The following is a 17,398-nucleotide window of genomic DNA, read 5'->3' on the forward strand; positions in this document are numbered from 1 at the left end:
ATAAAAGAAAAACACCTGTAAAAAAAGTTCTTACAGGTGTTTAATTAAATATATTTGTCTAATAATCTGTATCGATTATTTAGGACTAGTCATTATAGAATATTATTGCAAGGATTGCCAATGATTTCAACCATTGAACACAATATTGACGACAATAGAATTATTATCCAAACTCCACGATGAAAATCGTGTGCTATAATCAAATAATTAAAATTTCATTTTGAGTTTGAAACAAAAAAAAACCATCACAGTTTTGTGATGGTTTTTGAGCCGATAGAGGGACTCGAACCCACGACCTGCTGATTACAAATCAGCTGCTCTAGCCAACTGAGCTACATCGGCCTATTTGATGCAAATTTTCTGTGGATTTTTTATTTTCCAAAACAAACCTGCCCTCATTATAACTAAAAAACCATCACTAAAAGTGATGGTTTTGTTGAGCCGGCGGAGGGACTCGAACCCACGACCTGCTGATTACAAATCAGCTGCTCTAGCCAACTGAGCTACGCTGGCGACTCATTACGGGTGCAAATATAAAGCGGATTTTGGTTTTACCAAAATAAATTTGCACTTTTTTATACTTTTTTTCGCTTACAATTCGTTGATTTTAGCAATCAATTGATTTGCAGTTTCTTCCAATTCAACATTAATTTGTTTGAAGTGCGCTTTTTTGTTTTCAACGTTCTTTGCATTCACTTTTGTGATCAAAGTATCAAAAGCAGCGATAGCCTGATCGATCAAAGCATTCGTTTCCGGAGTTGGATTTCCTGTAGTAGACATTTCAAATAAGTAAATTGCCTCAATAATATCTCCTAATACGAAATTGATGTCTTTCTTTAAATTCTTAACGTTTGCCATTTTTATTTTTATTTTAATTTGCGACTGCAAAAATACGTATTATCTTTAGAATATACGTTAAGAAATGTAAATTTCTAAAATTGAAGCTTTTCCGCTTAGAATAAATGCATTTATCTCAGCCGGAACCAAAACAGTATCTCCTTTTTTATACGCTTGTTTAAAGCCTGCATATTCAATTTCAAAACTTCCTTCAATACACATATAAACTGTAAAGGTCTCTCCGGATTTAGAAACATCAACTTTATTTTCTAACGGAATAAAATTAGTTGTAAAATAAGGACAATCTACAACAACATTCGATTCATTTGTTTTTGTCTCATATTTTTTATGGGTATCAACTTTATTATAGTTGATTGCATCTAGTGCCAGATCTACGTGTAATTCTCTTGTATTTCCCTGAGCATCTTTACGATCAAAGTCATATAAACGATACGTAATATCAGAAGTCTGCTGAATTTCGGCAACAACTAATCCTGCACCAATGGCGTGAACGGTTCCGGTTTCTAAAAAGAAAACATCTCCCGATTTTGCTTTTACATCATCTAAAATTGAAACCAGTGTTTTATCATTTAAATGTTTCAGGTATTCTTCTTTACTTGAATTTTCTTTAAATCCAACGATAATACGGGAATCAGTGTCTGCCTGCATTACATACCACATTTCGGTTTTACCAAAAGAATTATGACGCTCTTTTGCCAGTTTATCGTTTGGATGAACCTGAATAGAAAGATCTTCTCTGGCGTCCAGATATTTAAAAAGTAAAGGAAATTGTTTCCCAAAGCGTTCGTAAACTCTTGTTCCTAAAATTCCGTTTGGCGTTTCATCAATAAGTTCCATAAGGGATTTTCCTTTTAGGTTTCCGTTAGCGACAATGCTCACATCACCTTCAACAGTAGACAATTCCCAGCTTTCGCCAGTAATTTTAGACGTAATAGGCTTATTTAATATTGTTTTAAGTTTTTCTCCTCCCCAAATTCTTTCTTTTAGGATTGGCTCAAATTGTAATGGGTATAATTCTGGTTTCATATTTTTAGTTTATGGCTAATATTTATAATTAATTAAAAATCTACAATACTAATTCTTTTATTATTTTCAACGATTTTGGAATATGTTTGGAGGCATTCATACTATCAAAAATATAAATAACCACTCCATTTTTGTCAATAATATAAGTAACTCTGCCTGGTAAAAGGCCAAATAAATTATTTCGTACACCAAAAAGATGCCTCAATTTTTTATTATGATCAGACAGTAAAATAAAAGGGAGTTTGTGTTTATTGGCAAATTTGTGATGTGATTTTACGCTATCACTGCTTATGCCTATTACTTCTGCTCCTAAATCTTTAAAATCTTCATATTGATCCCGAAAACTACAAGCCTCTGTAATACAGCCCGGGGTATTGTCTTTTGGATAAAAATAAATCACGAGCGGTTTTCGTCCCAAAAAACTTTGGCTTTCAAAAACTTCTCCATGACTATCTTTTGCAGTAAAATTCGGAACTATATCTCCTATTTTTAATGACATTTTTTATTCTCCTTTATAAGTTACAAAATTGCGGTCCGTTTCATTCAAAACGATTTCTATATCAAAATCGGTATGAATTCTTTTTCTAATTTTATTCCATATCACAACGGCAATATTTTCTGCAGTTGGATTCAAATCCTGGAATTCGGGAACGTCCAGATTCAGGTTTTTGTGATCAAACGGAATTTCTACTTCCTGAAGTATGATGTCCGCCAATACTTTCACATCTATTACAAAACCGGTTTCCGGGTCAATTTTTCCTGTAACACTTACTGTTAAACCATAATTATGACCATGAAAATTGGGATTATTACATTTTCCAAAAACTAAATCGTTTTTTTCTGATGTCCAATCCTTCCTGTACAATCGATGTGCAGCATTAAAATGTGCTTTTCTTGATATGGTTACTCTCATTTAGGCCTTTGGTTATGTATGGTTAAATCTTATGCTCTTCTAAATAATGATAAAATTCATCAAAAATTATTTTGAACCACACAGTATAAATTTCGGGTTGTTTCTCTATATTCTCTTTTACATCTTCTATCTTCATCCATTTCCATGCCTCTACTTCTTCTGTATTAATAGCTGGTTCCTGGTTATAATAACCAATCATAACATGATCAAGTTCATGCTCTGTCAAGCCATTATCAAAAGGAGCTTTGTATATAAAATGAAATAATTCTTTCAGTTCAGTTTTAAAACCCATTTCTTCAAACAATCTTCGGCTTCCTGCTTCAATATTAGTTTCGCCTTCACGCTGATGACTACAACATGTATTGGTCCAAAGTAAAGGTGAATGATATTTTTGATGTGCACGCTGCTGCAGCATTATTTCATTTTTGCTATTCAAAATAAAAACTGAAAAAGCACGATGTAAAAGCGCTTTTTCATGTGCTTCTAATTTTGGCATTAAGCCAATTTGCTCATCATTTTGATTGACTAATATTACGTTTTCTTCTATCATAGGGCATTTTGTACAAACAAAAATACGAAAAAAGAAATGGCTTGAAAATCTCAGAAAAGATTGTGAAAAGTTTAACGAGAGAATGTTTTTACAACAAACTAATTTACAATCAATTAAAGGAAACCAATATTCAAAAAACCTTTAAAAATAAGCGTTAAAACTTATTACGGCTCTTTTACGTAAATAATAAAACGTTAAATCATACTTAAAAAAATCTCAATTGTAAAATAGGCGACATTTCGAACCGAAGTGTCGTCGTACATTTGAACTATTAAAAAATAAGCCTCATGAAAACCTCAAAAACAAAAACTCAATTTTTCAGCCTTTGCTTTTTACTCCCGCTATTTATCTTTCAGGCGTGCGGGCAAAACACTAAAAAAACAAATACTAAAACTGTTGTTATGGAAAATAAAATCAGTAAACCAGGAAATCCATATTATTCAAATACAGACACAACTAAACTTAATATCAGCAACGCAGAGTGGAAAAAAGTGCTTCCCGAAGATGTGTATGCCGTAATGCGTGAGGCAGATACCGAAAGGCCTTTTACCGGAAAGTATTGGAACACTGATGAAAAAGGAACTTATTACTGTGCTTCCTGCGGAAATAAACTTTTCAGATCAGGCGCAAAATTTGCAAGCAGCTGCGGGTGGCCAAGTTTCTTTGAGCAGGACAACAAAAAAAGTGTAGTATATAAAAATGATAATTCTCTGGGAATGGAAAGAATTGAAGCGCTTTGCGGAAGATGTGGCGGGCATTTAGGCCATTTGTTTGACGATGGCCCTGAGCCAACCGGAAAACGTTACTGTATGAATTCGATTGCACTTGATTTTATTCCTGATTCTAAATAATAATAAACATGAAAAATATATTTTTAATAGGCTTTTTAGCATTATCCCTAACCGGTTTTGCACAAGAGAAAACAGTCAAAAAAACATCCAATTTTGAAACCATTACCGTTGGTGGAGGCTGTTATTGGTGTGTTGAAGCGGTTTATGAAAACTTAAACGGGGTAAAATCTGTAGTTTCGGGTTTTGCCGGCGGAAAAACCGCTAATCCAACTTATGAAGAAGTTTGCACGGGAACTACCGGCCACGCCGAAGTAGTGCAGATTACTTATGACAAAACGATAACAGACATAAATGAAATCTTCAGGGTTTTCTTTACTGTTCATGACCCCACTACTTTAAACAGACAAGGTGCAGACGTTGGGACACAATATCGTTCTGTAATTTTCTATAAAAATCCTGAACAAAAAAAGGCTGCGGAAAGTATTATAGCAGAATTAAATAAAGCAAAAGTGTACAACAGTCCGATAGTGACAAAAGTCGAGCCTTTTACTAAATTCTACAAAGCAGAAGATTATCATCAGAATTATTATTCTAATAACAAAAATCAGCCGTATTGCAAAATGGTGATTCAGCCTAAGATTGAAAAATTTGAGAAGGTCTTTAAAGACAAATTAAAAAAGAAATAGTTATTAATTCTATAGAAACCGTTCATTTTATGAGCGGTTTTTTTATTTAAAACAGTATTCGCATTTTTTGTAATTTGCATTCCATTAAAAACCAAAATCATCAACTTAAAACTATCAAAAAATGAAACGTTTTCTTCTGTTCTTTTTACTAACAACCATTTTTCAGGTCCATTCCCAAAAAAATCTGCCAACGGATTATCTTTCAAAAGAATTTCACAAAGGACGCCGTGAAGCTTTTAAGGCTTTGATGCCAGCCAATTCTGTAGCTGTTATTTTTTCTTATCCCGAAAGAGTATTTTCAAAAGACATTAATTACAATTATCACGCAAATCCGGACATGTATTATTTAACAGGATACAAAGAACCAGATGCTGTTTTATTACTTTTTAAAGATGCTCAGGGAACAGAAAAGTATACCGAAGTGCTTTTTGTACGAGAGAGAAATGCCAACAGAGAAATGTGGACAGGAAGACGTTTAGGAACTGAAGGTGCTCAAAATAAGTTAGGTTTTACAAAGGTTTATAACGGAAAAGATTTTCATGCTTTTAAAATTGATTTTAAAAAGTTTGACAAAATCATTTATGATAAAATTCCAACCAACATTTCTACCAGCAATAATGTTGACAATATATATGCATTAATTCAATCGTTTAAAGCCAAAGCAGAAATTTCGGAAGAAAATGAAGCTTCAGTAGAATTGTTTACCAACATTACCAACTCACTTCGTGAAATAAAAACTCCGGAAGAATTAGTATTAATGCGCAAAACAGTAAAGCTATCATGTATTGCACACAATGAAGTCATGAAGGCGGTTGGACCTGATATGAGCGAGAATGAAGCTGACGGAATTCATGCATACATTCACAGACATTATGGATCAGAAGATGAGGGTTATCCTCCAATCGTGGGTGCCGGAGCAAATGGCTGTATTTTGCATTACGGAGAAAATAATGCTACAAAAATTGACAATCAGTTGTTGCTTATGGATGTAGGTTCTGAGTATCACGGCTATTCTGCAGATGTTACCAGAACAGTTCCGGCCAACGGAAAATTCACCGAAGAACAAAAAGCAATTTATCAATTGGTATATGAAGCGCAGGAAGAAGTTTTTAAAATCTGCAAAGAAGGAACGCCGATTCAGGATTTAAATACACGATCAAGAGAAGTTATAGCCGCAGGATTAATCAAACTTGGCATCATTACTGATCCAAAGGATGCTAGAATTTATTATCCACACGGATGCTCTCATTTTCTGGGTTTAGATGTTCATGATAAAGGAAACTATTCCGGCACACTTAAGGAAAATATGATTCTTACTGTTGAGCCTGGAATTTACATTCCGGAAAACAGTAAATGTGATAAAAAATGGTGGAATATTGGTGTTCGTATAGAAGATGATATTTTAATGAAAAAAGATTCATACGAAAATCTGTCTGCAGATTCTCCAAGAAAATGGGAAGAAATTGAAGCTTTGGCTAAACAAAAAAGTACTTTTAACGACATGGAATTTCCTAAAATATAATTTATTTTTTGCTTTAAAATCCTAGACAGTTTGCCACGAATTTCACGAATCTGCACTAATTAATTCGTGTTAATTAGTAAAATTCGCGGCGAAAAAATTTTTTAAATCTTTTAATCTGTAGCAAAAAAACAAAACCTCGTTTTAAGTATAAACGAGGTTTTTTTATGCAGTTTCATGATCAGCTTTTAAAACTTCATCTGAATTTTACCGTACTTTGTATTCCTAAAAATAAAAAAATGAAAGCACTTACCTTTTCTTCTTTTGGAGAATCAGATGTTTTAGAATATATAGAAATTCCCAATCCACGGTTGCAAAACGATGAAATTTTAATCGAGATGAAAGCCATCGGGTTAAATTTTGCAGATGTTTACAGACGAAAGGGAAATTATCACCTAAAAGGAAATCCTCCCTTTATTGCTGGTTATGAAGGTGCAGGAATTGTTGCAGACAATAATAATCACCCGGAATATAAAATTGGGGATCGTGTGGCTTTTGCCGATGCGCCATTTGCAAATGCAGAATTGGTTGCTGTAAATGTAAATCATGTTTTACCTCTGCCGGAAGCTGTTTCGTTTGAAACTGCAGCTGCTGTTTTATTACAAGGCTTAACAGCACATTATTTAGCTACAGACAGTCATAAAACTCAAAAAAATGAAACAGTTTTAATTCATGCAGTTGCCGGCGGAGTTGGACAGATTTTAACTCAGATCAGTAAGCTTCTGGGAGCAAATGTGATTGGTTTAACTTCGTCTCCAGACAAAGCGAAAGTTGCTTTTGAACAAGGCGCGGATCATGTTTGTCTGTACAATGAAGACTGGAAAGCGGAAGTTTTTAACGTGATTGAAAATGGTGTAGATGTTGTTTATGACAGCATTGGAAGCACTTTAAAAGAAAGTTTTGAAGTAACTAAGGAATGTGGTCAGGTTGTTTTCTTCGGAATGGCGGGCGGCGATCCTGAGCCTGTAGACCCCAGAATGCTAATGGATGGTTCTAAAACCTTAACAGGAGGCGATTTATGGAGTTATTTAAATTCTAAGGAAGAAAGAATCAAAAGAGCCAATCAGTTATTTAATTGGATTATTGATGGAAAAATTAAGCTTTCTGAACCGACTTCTTTCAAATTATCAGAAGGAAAACTGGCACATGATTATATTGAAAGCCGTAAAAGCACAGGGAAAATCATTTTGATTCCGTAAAAAAATAGTACTTATTTTTCTGTTGTTATCCCGATGAAACGAGGGATAACAACAGAATTACGATAATTGATCTACCTCTATTTTAGTCAAATCAGACAATTTTAAAATTCTGGAAACATCCTCTTTATTTGCTAAAAAGAACAAATAATTATCCCCATTTGTATTGTACGACATCAATTCTAAATTCAATTTTTCTAAAGCCGACTGAATATAGGGGAACAAATCATGGCTATAAGTTTTTTCGGGATAAGCAAAATTTAAATCCTGCCCGATCATTTCTGAAATAAAATATTCTGCATCTTCCGGATCAAATTTCCAGTCGCTGTTCCAGGCATCAATGCTTTCAAAAAACTCAAAATGACCTTCAACTTTTGCGTGGTAATCTTTTGATTCTTTCTGAAAATCCTTAAACAGTTTTTTTGACTGTTTACTGATAAGTTTTTGATCTGCCTTTCCTCTGGAAACTAGTTTTATAAATTCTTCAAAAGTTTTCACTGTAACCTCTTCTGCTTCTAGTAAATTCTCTGAAGATGGCAGTTCGACGCTCTCAGGAATTTCTATATTCATGTATTGACAGATTCCCTGCAAAACGATTTTAAAATCTTTAATTCCAATTTCCTGCGTTTCGTTCTTTGGATTATTAAAATCAAGATATTCCGTTTCCAGCAATCCTTTTGTATAATCAAGAAAATGATAACTTGAATACAATATCTTAAAATCGTTTGTTTCTAAGCTATTTGTACAGCAAAAAATAATGATAAAGTTATTAATGACACGCTTGAAATACTGTTTCATTTCTTTGCTCGGTGCAGAATAAAACTGAATATGAATGAAATCATATTCTAATCCGGCATTCATATCTTCTTCGGAAATTGCGCCAATATCAATCTTTTTATAAAGTTCATTTAAGACCTCATAAGAATTATTGAAACCGGCTTTTTTAATTTCTGCATGCCCCTCTTCGTGATCAAAAGAGCCAGGAAAATAAAACAAATTAACGGATACTTCCTCTTGAATTCCTTTTACCTTGAATTCAAAACTTCCTTTTTCGTTGTATAAGTAAGAATAAATGGGATCAATAACATCAAAAGAAATTATTGATTGCGGATCATTGTTTCTGTTAAATAAATTGGAGAAGAAATTTTTCATTGGGCTTATAATTATTAAAAGAGAACTAAATGTATTACAAATTTTAATAACCAGAAAACAGTCCGCAGATTATTTCAAAGATTCCGCAATCATCAAGGCACATTTTTCACCATCAATTGCCGCCGAAATAATTCCGCCTGCGTACCCTGCTCCTTCTCCGCAAGGATACAACCCTTTTATCTGTAAGTGTTCTAAAGTTTGGGCATCTCTCGGAATTCTCACCGGCGATGAAGTCCTGCTTTCCGGAGCGTGCAAAATGGCTTCGTTTGTTAAATAACCACGCATTGATTTTCCGAATTCTTTAAATCCTTCACGCAAAATCTGCGACAAAAATCCCGGAAAAACCTGACCCATTTCAACCGAAGTCGTTCCGGGTACATAGGATGTTTTGGGAATATCTGATGAAATTTTATTCTGAGTAAAATCGATCATTCTTTGTGCCGGAACTTTTTGGGTCTGTCCCGCCAAATGCCATGCTTTTTGTTCAATGCTTTTTTGAAATTCCATTCCGGCCAAAGCGCCGAATTTTGCAAAAGGCTTAAAATCTTCTGGTTTTAATTCAATTACAATTCCCGAATTTGCAGTTGCCTGATCGCGTTTAGACGGCGACCAGCCGTTTGTAACCACTTCTCCCGGGCTTGTGGCACAAGGAGCAATTACGCCGCCCGGGCACATACAAAATGAGTACATTCCACGGCCGTTTACCTGTTTTACAATAGAATATGGTGCTGGCGGTAAATGCTCGCCTCTGTAATCGCAGCTATATTGTATACTGTCAATGAGTTCCTGCGAATGTTCGGCACGAACTCCTAAAGCAAAAGGTTTTGCTTCTATAAAAATTTTCTTTTTGTCTAATAACTCAAAAATATCACGAGCTGAATGCCCTGTTGCCAAAATCAATTTACTGGCAAGAATCTTATCTCCGTTTTGCGTTACGATTCCTTCGACTTCATTATTCTTAACCAAAATATCTGTAACACGTGTATCAAACAAAACCTGTCCGCCAAACTCAATGATTTTATTACGGATATCTTCTATAATTTTTGGCAGTTTATTGGTCCCAATATGTGGATGTGCTTCAACCAAAATATCTTCTGAAGCGCCAAAGGCAACCAAAAGCTCCAAAATTCTCGTTACGTCTCCGCGTTTTTTAGAACGTGTATACAATTTGCCATCAGAATACGTTCCTGCTCCTCCTTCGCCAAAACAATAATTAGAATCTTCATTTACGATATGTTCCCTGTTTATTGCCTTTAAGTCACGACGGCGTCCTCGCACATCTCTTCCGCGTTCCAGTACTATTGGTTTTAAACCTAATTCTACTAATTGCAAAGCTGCAAAAAGCCCTGCCGGCCCTGCTCCAACAACAATTACTTCCTGTGCTTTTGAAACATCTTTATATTCGGGAAGTCCAATTTTTGTTTCCTGAAAAGCTTCTCCTTTTAAATAGATTATGACTTTCAGATTGATTTTTATCGCTTTTTGGCGCGCATCAATAGACCGTTTTAAAATTGAAATATGCTGAATTTCATTTGGAGAAACTTTAATTTGTTTAGACAAATAGTCTTTAAGCAGTATTTCGTTTGCTGCAGTTTCGGGAGTTACCTGTAGTAAAAGTTCTCTTGGCATTGTATCGTGTTTATTCTATTAGCTTTTCTTTCTATGAAAAGAACATGCAAAAATAGTATTTTGAAATGAGATTAGAATAGACTTTGTACCTTTGTTACTTTGAACCTTTGCACCTACTTAAATAATGTCTAGAAAAATAAAACTAATTTGGGATTTTCGCGGTCCGGCTTCTGCAAAAACAGCTGAACATCATGAAATTCATTTAAAAGAATATATCGTTATTGAAAAACTTCCTTTAAACATTACTGGTTTCAATGTTATAAACGATATGCATGCCACAGCTTTTATGGTGGTAACCGACGAAAACATGATTCAGGTAAGAGATGCCCTGAAACCGCATCGGGGGGAAGTATATATGGAGTAACATTATTTTCGAGAAATTCCAATAAAAAAATCCAAATTCCAATTGCTTTATCAGCCTGAAATTTGGGTTTTATTTTCGTTTATAACTTATTTAAATAAATTAGAAGCTAATTTTATAATCACTAAATGTATAAGTGTCGTTTTTTTCTCCTGAAAGTTTAATACTTTTAAACTCCACTACTTCTTCATTTTTAATTTCATAATTGTAAATTTCCGGATTTTTTGCATTGGAAGATAGCTCATAAAACTTTCCTTTTTCTGTCCACCATTTTCCTTTTTCTGTAAAAGTTTCTATTTCGCAATCTTGTTTTGTAGTAAACATAATTACATATGTTCCATTTTCAAATCTTTGTTGTATCCAGTGTTTTTCTACGCCATCAATCTGTTTTTCAACTTCAAAGCCTTTCCATACTCCAATTAATTTAGAATCCTGCTCTTTTGTTTCTGTAGAAAAACTAAAAAATAAGATTGATAATAATAAGACGCCAAATGAAGCTAATAATAACGATAGTTTTTTCATTTTTATTTAGTTAAAGGGATTTCAATTGTTTTCATATAATCGTTTAAAAAAATAAACATAAAAGAATCTAGTTGTTTATCTGCTCTGTAGGCAGCTTCTTTTTCCTTTAAATACTTATTTTCTTTGTTTTTACTTTTTGAATTACCGAAAACACGCATGTCTAAATTTTTGTCAATTTCAGCAGTCATTTCTTTAAACTCGTTTGCTTTTTGTTTGTATTCGTCGGTTTTCTTAAAATATTTAAAATATTCCCTTTTATAATCCATAAATTCCTCAGCAGTAAACTTTTTAGATTTCACATTAACTCCATCTTTCAGCTCTATCAGATCATAATTTTCATATACAGAACTATATCCCATATGAATATATTCCAACATTTTTCCAGAAGGACAAATCAATAGACCAGAATAAAAACTACATTCAAAGTTTTTATTTTCACCAAAGACATCCTTATATATTGAAGTTAAAAAAAATTCCGTTTTACCCTTATCATCATTTTTATGCTCCTCCTTATAAATATTTTCAACAACTAATTTTCCATTCAAAAATTTAAAATAAGCAATGTAGCCTCTCCAATTAGCAGTAGACATTGTTGTAATTAAATTTGCAGGAATCGGGTGTTCCTTAAAATACCCTTCTAATGGATTTGACTGAATCATCAAAGTATCCTTTTCTATGATTAAATAATCCGGAACCTGAGCAGTTGCAAATAATTTAATTGAAATAAAAAAAGTTAAAAGAAAATAGATTTTCGAAAATCTCATAAAACACATTTTAATTCGCAACCTCGCTAATAAACTTAATTCGCATCAAACGCAATTCATCGATATCATACTCACCATCAAATTCTTTTAGTGCGTCTTCGATTTTGTCTGATTCTGATTCCATGAAATAATCGTGAATTTCTTCCTGCTGATCATCGTCCAGCATATCATCCACCCAATATTTGATATTCAGTTTGGTACCTGCATAGACAATCTGCTCCATTTCTTTGATTAAGGCATCCATCGTTAGTCCTTTAGCGGAAGCGATATCTTTTAGTGACAGTTTTCTATCAATATTCTGAATGATATATAATTTATTGGCAGAGTTTACTCCGGTAGATTTTACAACTAAATCGTCTGGGCGAATTACATCATTATCTTCTACATAACGACTTATTAAAGCGACAAACTCGCTGCCGTATTTTTTTGCTTTTCCTTCTCCAACTCCATGAATATTGTATAATTCCTGTAAAGTTATTGGATATTTTAAGGCCATGTCTTCAAGTGAGGGATCCTGAAAAACGACAAAGGGAGGAACTCCAAGTTTTTTGGCTACTTTTTTACGAAGCTCCCGAAGCATTCCTGTCAGTACTTCATCTGCTGTACCGGTTGACTTGGATGCCGTTACAATTGCTTCATCATCGGCTTCACTATACTCATGGTCTTCAGACATCATAAATGAAACCGGTTTCTGGATAAAATCTAATCCTTCTTGTGTTATTTTTATAACACCATACGTTTCTATATCTTTTGATAAATAGCCTGTTACAAGAACTTGTCTTAGTAATGCCATCCAATATTTTTCGTCATGATCAGAACCAGAACCAAAGTAAGGCTGTGTATCTGTTTTATGCGCTTTGATTACCGCATTGATTCGTCCTATTAAGGTAAAGACAATTTCTTTTGATTTATAAATATGTTTGGTATCGCGTACGATTTCCAACAATTTAACGACCTGTTCTTTTGCTTCAATCTTATTTTTAGGATTACGAACATTGTCGTCCATATCGGCACCTTCTCCGGTTTCGCTGTCAAATTCTTCACCAAAATAATGCAATAGGAATTTCCTGCGGGACATTGAGGTTTCGGCGTAAGCCACCACTTCCTGCAAAAGTGCAAATCCAATTTCCTGTTCTGCAACTGGTTTACCGGACATGAATTTCTCCAGCTTTTCTACATCTTTATAGGAGTAATAAGCCAAACAATGTCCTTCTCCTCCATCACGACCAGCACGACCGGTTTCCTGATAATAACTTTCGAGTGATTTTGGAATATCATGATGAATTACAAAACGAACGTCTGGTTTATCAATTCCCATTCCGAATGCAATTGTTGCTACAACAACATCTACATCCTCCATCAGAAACATATCCTGATGTTTTGCTCTGGATTTTGCGTCTAACCCCGCATGATACGGGACAGCGCTAATACCATTTACCTGCAAAACTTCGGCAATAGATTCTACTTTTTTACGGCTCAGGCAATAGATAATCCCTGACTTGCCTTTGTGTTGTTTGATAAACCGAATAATATCCGATTCTATATTTTTTGTTTTTGTACGTACTTCGTAATATAAATTTGGTCTGTTAAATGATGCTTTAAAAGTATTAGCATCAGACATGTCCAGGTTTTTAAGAATGTCTTCCTGAACTTTTGGTGTTGCAGTTGCTGTAAGACCTATAATAGGTACCTGACCTAATTGTTTTATTATGTTTTTCAGATTTCTGTATTCTGGCCTAAAATCATGCCCCCATTCTGAAATACAATGCGCCTCATCAATAGCAACAAATGAAATTGGCACGCTTTGCAAAAAAGCCACATATTCTTCTTTTGTTAATGATTCTGGGGCTACATATAAAAGTTTGGTTAAGCCGGAAGTAATATCTTTTTTTACCTGTGTAATTTCAGTTTTGGTAAGAGAGGAATTTAAAACGTGTGCAATTCCGTTTTCTGAAGAAAGGCTTCGTATCGCATCCACCTGGTTTTTCATCAAAGCAATTAAAGGAGAAACAACAATAGCCGTTCCATCCTGAATTAAAGCGGGTAATTGATAACAAAGAGACTTTCCACCGCCTGTAGGCATAATCACGAAAGTATTCGTTTTACCTAAGATACTCGTAATGACTTGCTCCTGCAAGCCTTTAAATTGGCTAAAGCCGAAATACTTCTTTAATTCCTTGTGTATTTCAATTTCGTTTGAATTCATTCTTTATATTAAGGGTATTTTGTATAAATTTGCAACACATAAAGATACAACTTTCTTTTATACATACAAATTTTAAACATTCTGTTTTGATCTCGAAAGAAAATATATTAGCGATAGCAAAAAAAACAATACTCTCTGAAAGTGAAGCAATTACAAAACTAATTGATTTTCTGGACGAAAATTTCTACGAAGCAACCCAACGTATTTATGAAACAAAAGGCAGACTGATCGTTACCGGTATAGGAAAAAGCGCCATAATTGCACAAAAAATGGTGGCTACTTTTAACTCCACCGGAACCCCATCTATGTTTTTGCACGCCTCTGAAGCTATTCATGGTGATTTGGGAATGATCCAGAAAGAAGACATTATCATTTGTATCTCAAAAAGCGGTAACAGCCCAGAAATTAAAGTGCTGGTTCCTTTGTTAAAAAGATTTGGAAATATACTTATTGCGATGACCGGAAATATAACTTCTTTTCTGGCAAAAGGTTCCGATTATGTCCTTAATACTACTGTTGATATAGAAGCGTGCCCTATTAATCTGGCCCCGACAAACAGCACCACTGCACAACTTGTTATGGGTGATGCCCTTGCAGTCTGTTTAATGGAAATGCGCGATTTTAAACCAGAAGATTTTGCAGTATATCATCCGGGTGGCGCTTTAGGAAAAAAACTATTGCTTCGTGTAAAAGACATGATTGAACATTCGTTAAAACCAATGGTAACACCAGAAACTTCGGTTAAAAAAGTTATTTTTGAGATATCAGAAAAAAGACTCGGGGTTACTGCAGTTGTCGAAAATGATAAAATTATCGGAATTATTACCGATGGAGATATCAGAAGAATGCTAAATGACCGCGATTCTATTGCTGACTTAACTGCAAAGGATATTATGAGCAAAAACCCTAAATTAGTATCATCAGAAACAATGGCTGTTGATGCATTAAATATATTAGAAGATTATTCGATTACACAGCTGATCGTTTCTGATAACGGAGAGTACAAAGGAGTATTACATTTACATGACATTTTAAAAGAAGGAATCGTATAATGGCAAAGAAAAACCTTGGCGAGATGTCATTTTTAGACCATCTTGAAGAATTAAGATGGCTTTTGGTAAGAAGCACAATTGCAGTTCTGGTAATGGGAGTTGTGACTTATTTTTTTAGTGATTATTTGTTTGACGAGATCATACTTGCTCCTACAAAGCCCTCTTTTTTTACTTATCAGTGGTTTTGTGACTTATCACATAAATTAGGGATTGCAGAGAGCATTTGTATTACTGAACTGAATTTTATTATTCAGAATACAGAAATGGAAGGGCAAGTCAATATTTTTGTATGGATGTGTATTTTAGCAGGTTTTATTTTAAGTTTTCCCTACATCTTATGGGAACTCTGGAAATTTATAAGCCCGGCTTTATATGAAAAAGAAAGAAAAAATGCTAAAGTGTTTATTTTTACTTCATCATTACTTTTCTTTTTAGGAGTCATATTCGGCTATTTTATCGTAATCCCAATGTCAGTAAATTTTGTGGCAACATTCTCGATTAGTAAAGTGGTTATTAATCAATTTACTATTGAATCTTACATGGGAATGGTTAAAACGAGTGTTCTTGCCAGCGGATTGTTTTTTGAATTACCTATTATCATTTATTTCTTAACCAAGTTAGGATTAGTAACTCCTGAATTTTTAAGAAAATACTGGAAATATGCCGTAATCATCATTTTGATTATTGCCGCAATTGTAACACCTCCAGATGTCGTAAGCCAGACCATTGTTGCAATTCCTATGTTGCTTATTTATGAGGTAAGCATCCTGATTTCGAAGATTGTTTATAAAAATAAATTAAAAGAAAATGTCTGATATAGTTCAAGAATTTAACGACTATCGTTCTAAAATGAACGAGAAACTGCTTGCAGATAATAATAAAATCGTAAAAAGAATTTTTAATCTTGACACCAATGCGTATGCAGCAGGTGCTCTGGATGTCAAAACAAAAGAACTTCTTGGGCTTGTTGCATCGGCAGTTTTGCGTTGTGACGACTGTGTAAAGTATCATTTGGAAACAAGCTATAAAGAAGGCGTTACAAAAGAAGAAATGATGGAAGCAATGGGAATCGCCACTCTGGTTGGAGGAACAATTGTAGTTCCGCATTTAAGAAGAGCTTATGAATTTTGGGAAGCTTTAGAAGAGAACGCTAATTAGAAAATGTGCCAATTTAGATAATTAGATAATTTCAAAGCACTCTAATTACCTAATCTAAAATACCCAATTGGATAATTTTAAAAACGCAATAATTTGTTAATTCATTTATCTAGTTGATTATTTTGCTTTTAATTTGTCCCTTCTAATAAATTTTAAAATTGAATTTGAGTTAGTTTTAATTATCTCATTTTCTAATTATCTAATTATCTAATTAAAATAATGAAGCTAAGAGCCGATAATTTAATAAAAACCTATAAGGGCAGAAGTGTTGTAAAAGGAATTTCTGTTGAAGTAAATCAAGGGGAAATCGTAGGGCTTTTGGGACCAAATGGTGCCGGAAAAACAACTTCTTTTTATATGATCGTGGGACTGGTAAAACCAAACCAGGGAAATATTTACCTTGATGATCTGAATATTACTGATTATCCGATGTACAAACGTGCACAACAGGGAATTGGTTATTTAGCCCAGGAAGCTTCTGTTTTTAGAAAATTAAGTATTGAAGATAATATTTTGAGTGTTTTGCAATTAACTAAACTTTCTAAAGAAGAACAAATTGCAAAAATGGAAAGTTTGATCGAAGAATTCAGTTTAGAACATATTCGCACCAACCGTGGTGATTTACTTTCGGGAGGTGAACGTCGTCGTACCGAAATTGCCCGTGCACTGGCAACAGATCCCAAATTCATTTTATTAGATGAGCCTTTTGCGGGAGTTGACCCGGTTGCGGTTGAGGACATTCAGAGAATTGTAGCGCAGTTAAAAAACAAAAATATCGGAATCCTTATTACCGATCACAACGTTCAGGAAACTTTAGCTATTACCGACAAAACATACTTAATGTTTGAAGGTGGAATCTTAAAAGCCGGAGTTCCCGAAGAATTGGTTGAAGACGAAATGGTACGCCGTGTTTATCTCGGACAAAATTTCGAACTTCGTAAGAAAAAATTAGAGTTTTAAACCAAGTATTCAGTAACAGTTTTAATCACAGTACAACTGAAAACTGCCACTGAAT

The 17,398-nt window shown here is 34.1% G+C and carries 19 protein-coding genes and 2 tRNA genes; 9 read left to right on the forward strand and 12 right to left on the reverse strand.

The window, feature by feature from the left end; translation table 11 throughout:
• Positions 1 to 268: 268 nt before the first annotated feature.
• The 7 genes from JOD96_RS12455 to idi form a co-directional block, all read right to left on the reverse strand.
• Positions 269 to 342, reverse strand: a tRNA-Thr gene (locus JOD96_RS12455).
• 97 nt (positions 343 to 439) lie between these two features.
• Positions 440 to 513 (reverse strand) — tRNA-Thr (locus JOD96_RS12460).
• A 78-nt stretch (positions 514 to 591) separates the two neighbouring features.
• A complete protein-coding gene (locus tag JOD96_RS12465) occupies positions 592 to 858 on the reverse strand; it encodes a hypothetical protein (RefSeq protein ID WP_026982865.1) in 267 nt (88 codons plus the stop codon).
• A gap of 57 nt (positions 859 to 915) precedes the next feature.
• The gene (locus JOD96_RS12470; protein ID WP_209564598.1) at positions 916 to 1,884 is read right to left on the reverse strand and encodes a type I phosphomannose isomerase catalytic subunit; all 969 of its coding nucleotides are present in this window, start codon (positions 1,882 to 1,884) and stop codon (positions 916 to 918) included.
• 40 nt (positions 1,885 to 1,924) lie between these two features.
• On the reverse strand, positions 1,925 to 2,383 hold the full coding sequence (locus tag JOD96_RS12475) for a peroxiredoxin (RefSeq protein ID WP_209564599.1): 459 nt from the start codon (positions 2,381 to 2,383) through the stop codon (positions 1,925 to 1,927).
• A 3-nt stretch (positions 2,384 to 2,386) separates the two neighbouring features.
• Positions 2,387 to 2,797, reverse strand: a complete 411-nt coding sequence (locus tag JOD96_RS12480; RefSeq protein WP_209564600.1) for a 6-carboxytetrahydropterin synthase — start codon at positions 2,795 to 2,797, stop codon at positions 2,387 to 2,389.
• Between the two features lie 22 nt (positions 2,798 to 2,819).
• Positions 2,820 to 3,347, reverse strand: coding sequence for an isopentenyl-diphosphate Delta-isomerase (idi, locus tag JOD96_RS12485; RefSeq protein ID WP_209564601.1), 528 nt, complete (start codon positions 3,345 to 3,347; stop codon positions 2,820 to 2,822).
• 287 nt (positions 3,348 to 3,634) lie between these two features.
• On the opposite strand from idi, the gene msrB reads away from it, so the two are divergent.
• From msrB to JOD96_RS12505, 4 genes are all read left to right on the forward strand, one after another.
• Positions 3,635 to 4,198 (forward strand): peptide-methionine (R)-S-oxide reductase MsrB, encoded by a 564-nt coding sequence (gene msrB / locus JOD96_RS12490; protein WP_209564602.1) that lies wholly within the window; start codon positions 3,635 to 3,637, stop codon positions 4,196 to 4,198.
• 8 nt (positions 4,199 to 4,206) lie between these two features.
• Positions 4,207 to 4,824 carry a peptide-methionine (S)-S-oxide reductase MsrA gene (gene msrA / locus JOD96_RS12495; RefSeq protein WP_209564603.1) on the forward strand — a complete coding sequence of 206 codons (618 nt, stop codon included), beginning with the start codon at positions 4,207 to 4,209 and terminating at the stop codon, positions 4,822 to 4,824.
• 121 nt (positions 4,825 to 4,945) lie between these two features.
• Positions 4,946 to 6,346 (forward strand): aminopeptidase P N-terminal domain-containing protein, encoded by a 1,401-nt coding sequence (locus tag JOD96_RS12500; RefSeq protein WP_209564604.1) that lies wholly within the window; start codon positions 4,946 to 4,948, stop codon positions 6,344 to 6,346.
• A gap of 236 nt (positions 6,347 to 6,582) precedes the next feature.
• A complete protein-coding gene (locus tag JOD96_RS12505) occupies positions 6,583 to 7,542 on the forward strand; it encodes a quinone oxidoreductase family protein (protein ID WP_209564605.1) in 960 nt (319 codons plus the stop codon).
• Between the two features lie 57 nt (positions 7,543 to 7,599).
• Here the strand turns inward: JOD96_RS12505 and JOD96_RS12510 are convergent, their stop codons facing one another.
• Entirely contained in the window at positions 7,600 to 8,691 is a 1,092-nt protein-coding gene (locus tag JOD96_RS12510) for a hypothetical protein (RefSeq protein ID WP_209564606.1), read from the reverse strand.
• Between the two features lie 69 nt (positions 8,692 to 8,760).
• A complete protein-coding gene (locus tag JOD96_RS12515) occupies positions 8,761 to 10,320 on the reverse strand; it encodes an NAD(P)/FAD-dependent oxidoreductase (protein ID WP_209564607.1) in 1,560 nt (519 codons plus the stop codon).
• A gap of 124 nt (positions 10,321 to 10,444) precedes the next feature.
• On the opposite strand from JOD96_RS12515, the gene JOD96_RS12520 reads away from it, so the two are divergent.
• Positions 10,445 to 10,684: a hypothetical protein gene (locus tag JOD96_RS12520; protein WP_209564608.1), complete on the forward strand. Its 240-nt coding sequence runs from the start codon at positions 10,445 to 10,447 to the stop codon at positions 10,682 to 10,684.
• A 99-nt stretch (positions 10,685 to 10,783) separates the two neighbouring features.
• Here JOD96_RS12520 and JOD96_RS12525 read toward each other — a convergent pair whose 3' ends face one another.
• The 3 genes from JOD96_RS12525 to recQ form a co-directional block, all read right to left on the reverse strand.
• Positions 10,784 to 11,203, reverse strand: a complete 420-nt coding sequence (locus JOD96_RS12525) for a hypothetical protein (RefSeq protein ID WP_209564609.1) — start codon at positions 11,201 to 11,203, stop codon at positions 10,784 to 10,786.
• A 2-nt stretch (positions 11,204 to 11,205) separates the two neighbouring features.
• Positions 11,206 to 11,862, reverse strand: coding sequence for a hypothetical protein (locus JOD96_RS12530; protein WP_209564610.1), 657 nt, complete (start codon positions 11,860 to 11,862; stop codon positions 11,206 to 11,208).
• Positions 11,863 to 11,977: 115 nt separating this feature from the next.
• A complete protein-coding gene (gene recQ / locus JOD96_RS12535; protein WP_209564611.1) occupies positions 11,978 to 14,173 on the reverse strand; it encodes a DNA helicase RecQ in 2,196 nt (731 codons plus the stop codon).
• Positions 14,174 to 14,259: 86 nt separating this feature from the next.
• On the opposite strand from recQ, the gene JOD96_RS12540 reads away from it, so the two are divergent.
• The 4 genes from JOD96_RS12540 to lptB all read left to right on the forward strand — a co-directional run bounded on the left by JOD96_RS12540 (position 14,260) and on the right by lptB (position 17,343).
• Positions 14,260 to 15,225: an SIS domain-containing protein gene (locus JOD96_RS12540; protein WP_209564612.1), complete on the forward strand. Its 966-nt coding sequence runs from the start codon at positions 14,260 to 14,262 to the stop codon at positions 15,223 to 15,225.
• Positions 15,225 to 16,040, forward strand: coding sequence for a twin-arginine translocase subunit TatC (tatC, locus tag JOD96_RS12545; protein WP_209564613.1), 816 nt, complete (start codon positions 15,225 to 15,227; stop codon positions 16,038 to 16,040). Before JOD96_RS12540 ends, tatC begins: the two co-directional genes overlap by 1 nt.
• On the forward strand, positions 16,033 to 16,383 hold the full coding sequence (locus tag JOD96_RS12550) for a carboxymuconolactone decarboxylase family protein (protein WP_209564614.1): 351 nt from the start codon (positions 16,033 to 16,035) through the stop codon (positions 16,381 to 16,383). Before tatC ends, JOD96_RS12550 begins: the two co-directional genes overlap by 8 nt.
• Before the next feature lie 219 nt (positions 16,384 to 16,602).
• Positions 16,603 to 17,343 (forward strand): LPS export ABC transporter ATP-binding protein, encoded by a 741-nt coding sequence (gene lptB / locus JOD96_RS12555; RefSeq protein WP_029272155.1) that lies wholly within the window; start codon positions 16,603 to 16,605, stop codon positions 17,341 to 17,343.
• Positions 17,344 to 17,398: the final 55 nt, after the last annotated feature.

Source organism: Flavobacterium sp. 1355 (genome assembly GCF_017833415.1).
Classification (GTDB): Bacteria; Bacteroidota; Bacteroidia; order Flavobacteriales; family Flavobacteriaceae; genus Flavobacterium.

Coding starts and splice junctions, on each gene's coding strand:
- JOD96_RS12465 (WP_026982865.1), bottom strand. CDS start 858: ATGGCAAACGTTAAGAATTTAAAGAAAGACATCAATTTCGTATTAGGA.
- JOD96_RS12470 (WP_209564598.1), bottom strand. CDS start 1,884: ATGAAACCAGAATTATACCCATTACAATTTGAGCCAATCCTAAAAGAA.
- JOD96_RS12475 (WP_209564599.1), bottom strand. CDS start 2,383: ATGTCATTAAAAATAGGAGATATAGTTCCGAATTTTACTGCAAAAGAT.
- JOD96_RS12480 (WP_209564600.1), bottom strand. CDS start 2,797: ATGAGAGTAACCATATCAAGAAAAGCACATTTTAATGCTGCACATCGA.
- idi (WP_209564601.1), bottom strand. CDS start 3,347: ATGATAGAAGAAAACGTAATATTAGTCAATCAAAATGATGAGCAAATT.
- msrB (WP_209564602.1), top strand. CDS start 3,635: ATGAAAACCTCAAAAACAAAAACTCAATTTTTCAGCCTTTGCTTTTTA.
- msrA (WP_209564603.1), top strand. CDS start 4,207: ATGAAAAATATATTTTTAATAGGCTTTTTAGCATTATCCCTAACCGGT.
- JOD96_RS12500 (WP_209564604.1), top strand. CDS start 4,946: ATGAAACGTTTTCTTCTGTTCTTTTTACTAACAACCATTTTTCAGGTC.
- JOD96_RS12505 (WP_209564605.1), top strand. CDS start 6,583: ATGAAAGCACTTACCTTTTCTTCTTTTGGAGAATCAGATGTTTTAGAA.
- JOD96_RS12510 (WP_209564606.1), bottom strand. CDS start 8,691: ATGAAAAATTTCTTCTCCAATTTATTTAACAGAAACAATGATCCGCAA.
- JOD96_RS12515 (WP_209564607.1), bottom strand. CDS start 10,320: ATGCCAAGAGAACTTTTACTACAGGTAACTCCCGAAACTGCAGCAAAC.
- JOD96_RS12520 (WP_209564608.1), top strand. CDS start 10,445: ATGTCTAGAAAAATAAAACTAATTTGGGATTTTCGCGGTCCGGCTTCT.
- JOD96_RS12525 (WP_209564609.1), bottom strand. CDS start 11,203: ATGAAAAAACTATCGTTATTATTAGCTTCATTTGGCGTCTTATTATTA.
- JOD96_RS12530 (WP_209564610.1), bottom strand. CDS start 11,862: ATGATTCAGTCAAATCCATTAGAAGGGTATTTTAAGGAACACCCGATT.
- recQ (WP_209564611.1), bottom strand. CDS start 14,173: ATGAATTCAAACGAAATTGAAATACACAAGGAATTAAAGAAGTATTTC.
- tatC (WP_209564613.1), top strand. CDS start 15,225: ATGGCAAAGAAAAACCTTGGCGAGATGTCATTTTTAGACCATCTTGAA.
- JOD96_RS12550 (WP_209564614.1), top strand. CDS start 16,033: ATGTCTGATATAGTTCAAGAATTTAACGACTATCGTTCTAAAATGAAC.
- lptB (WP_029272155.1), top strand. CDS start 16,603: ATGAAGCTAAGAGCCGATAATTTAATAAAAACCTATAAGGGCAGAAGT.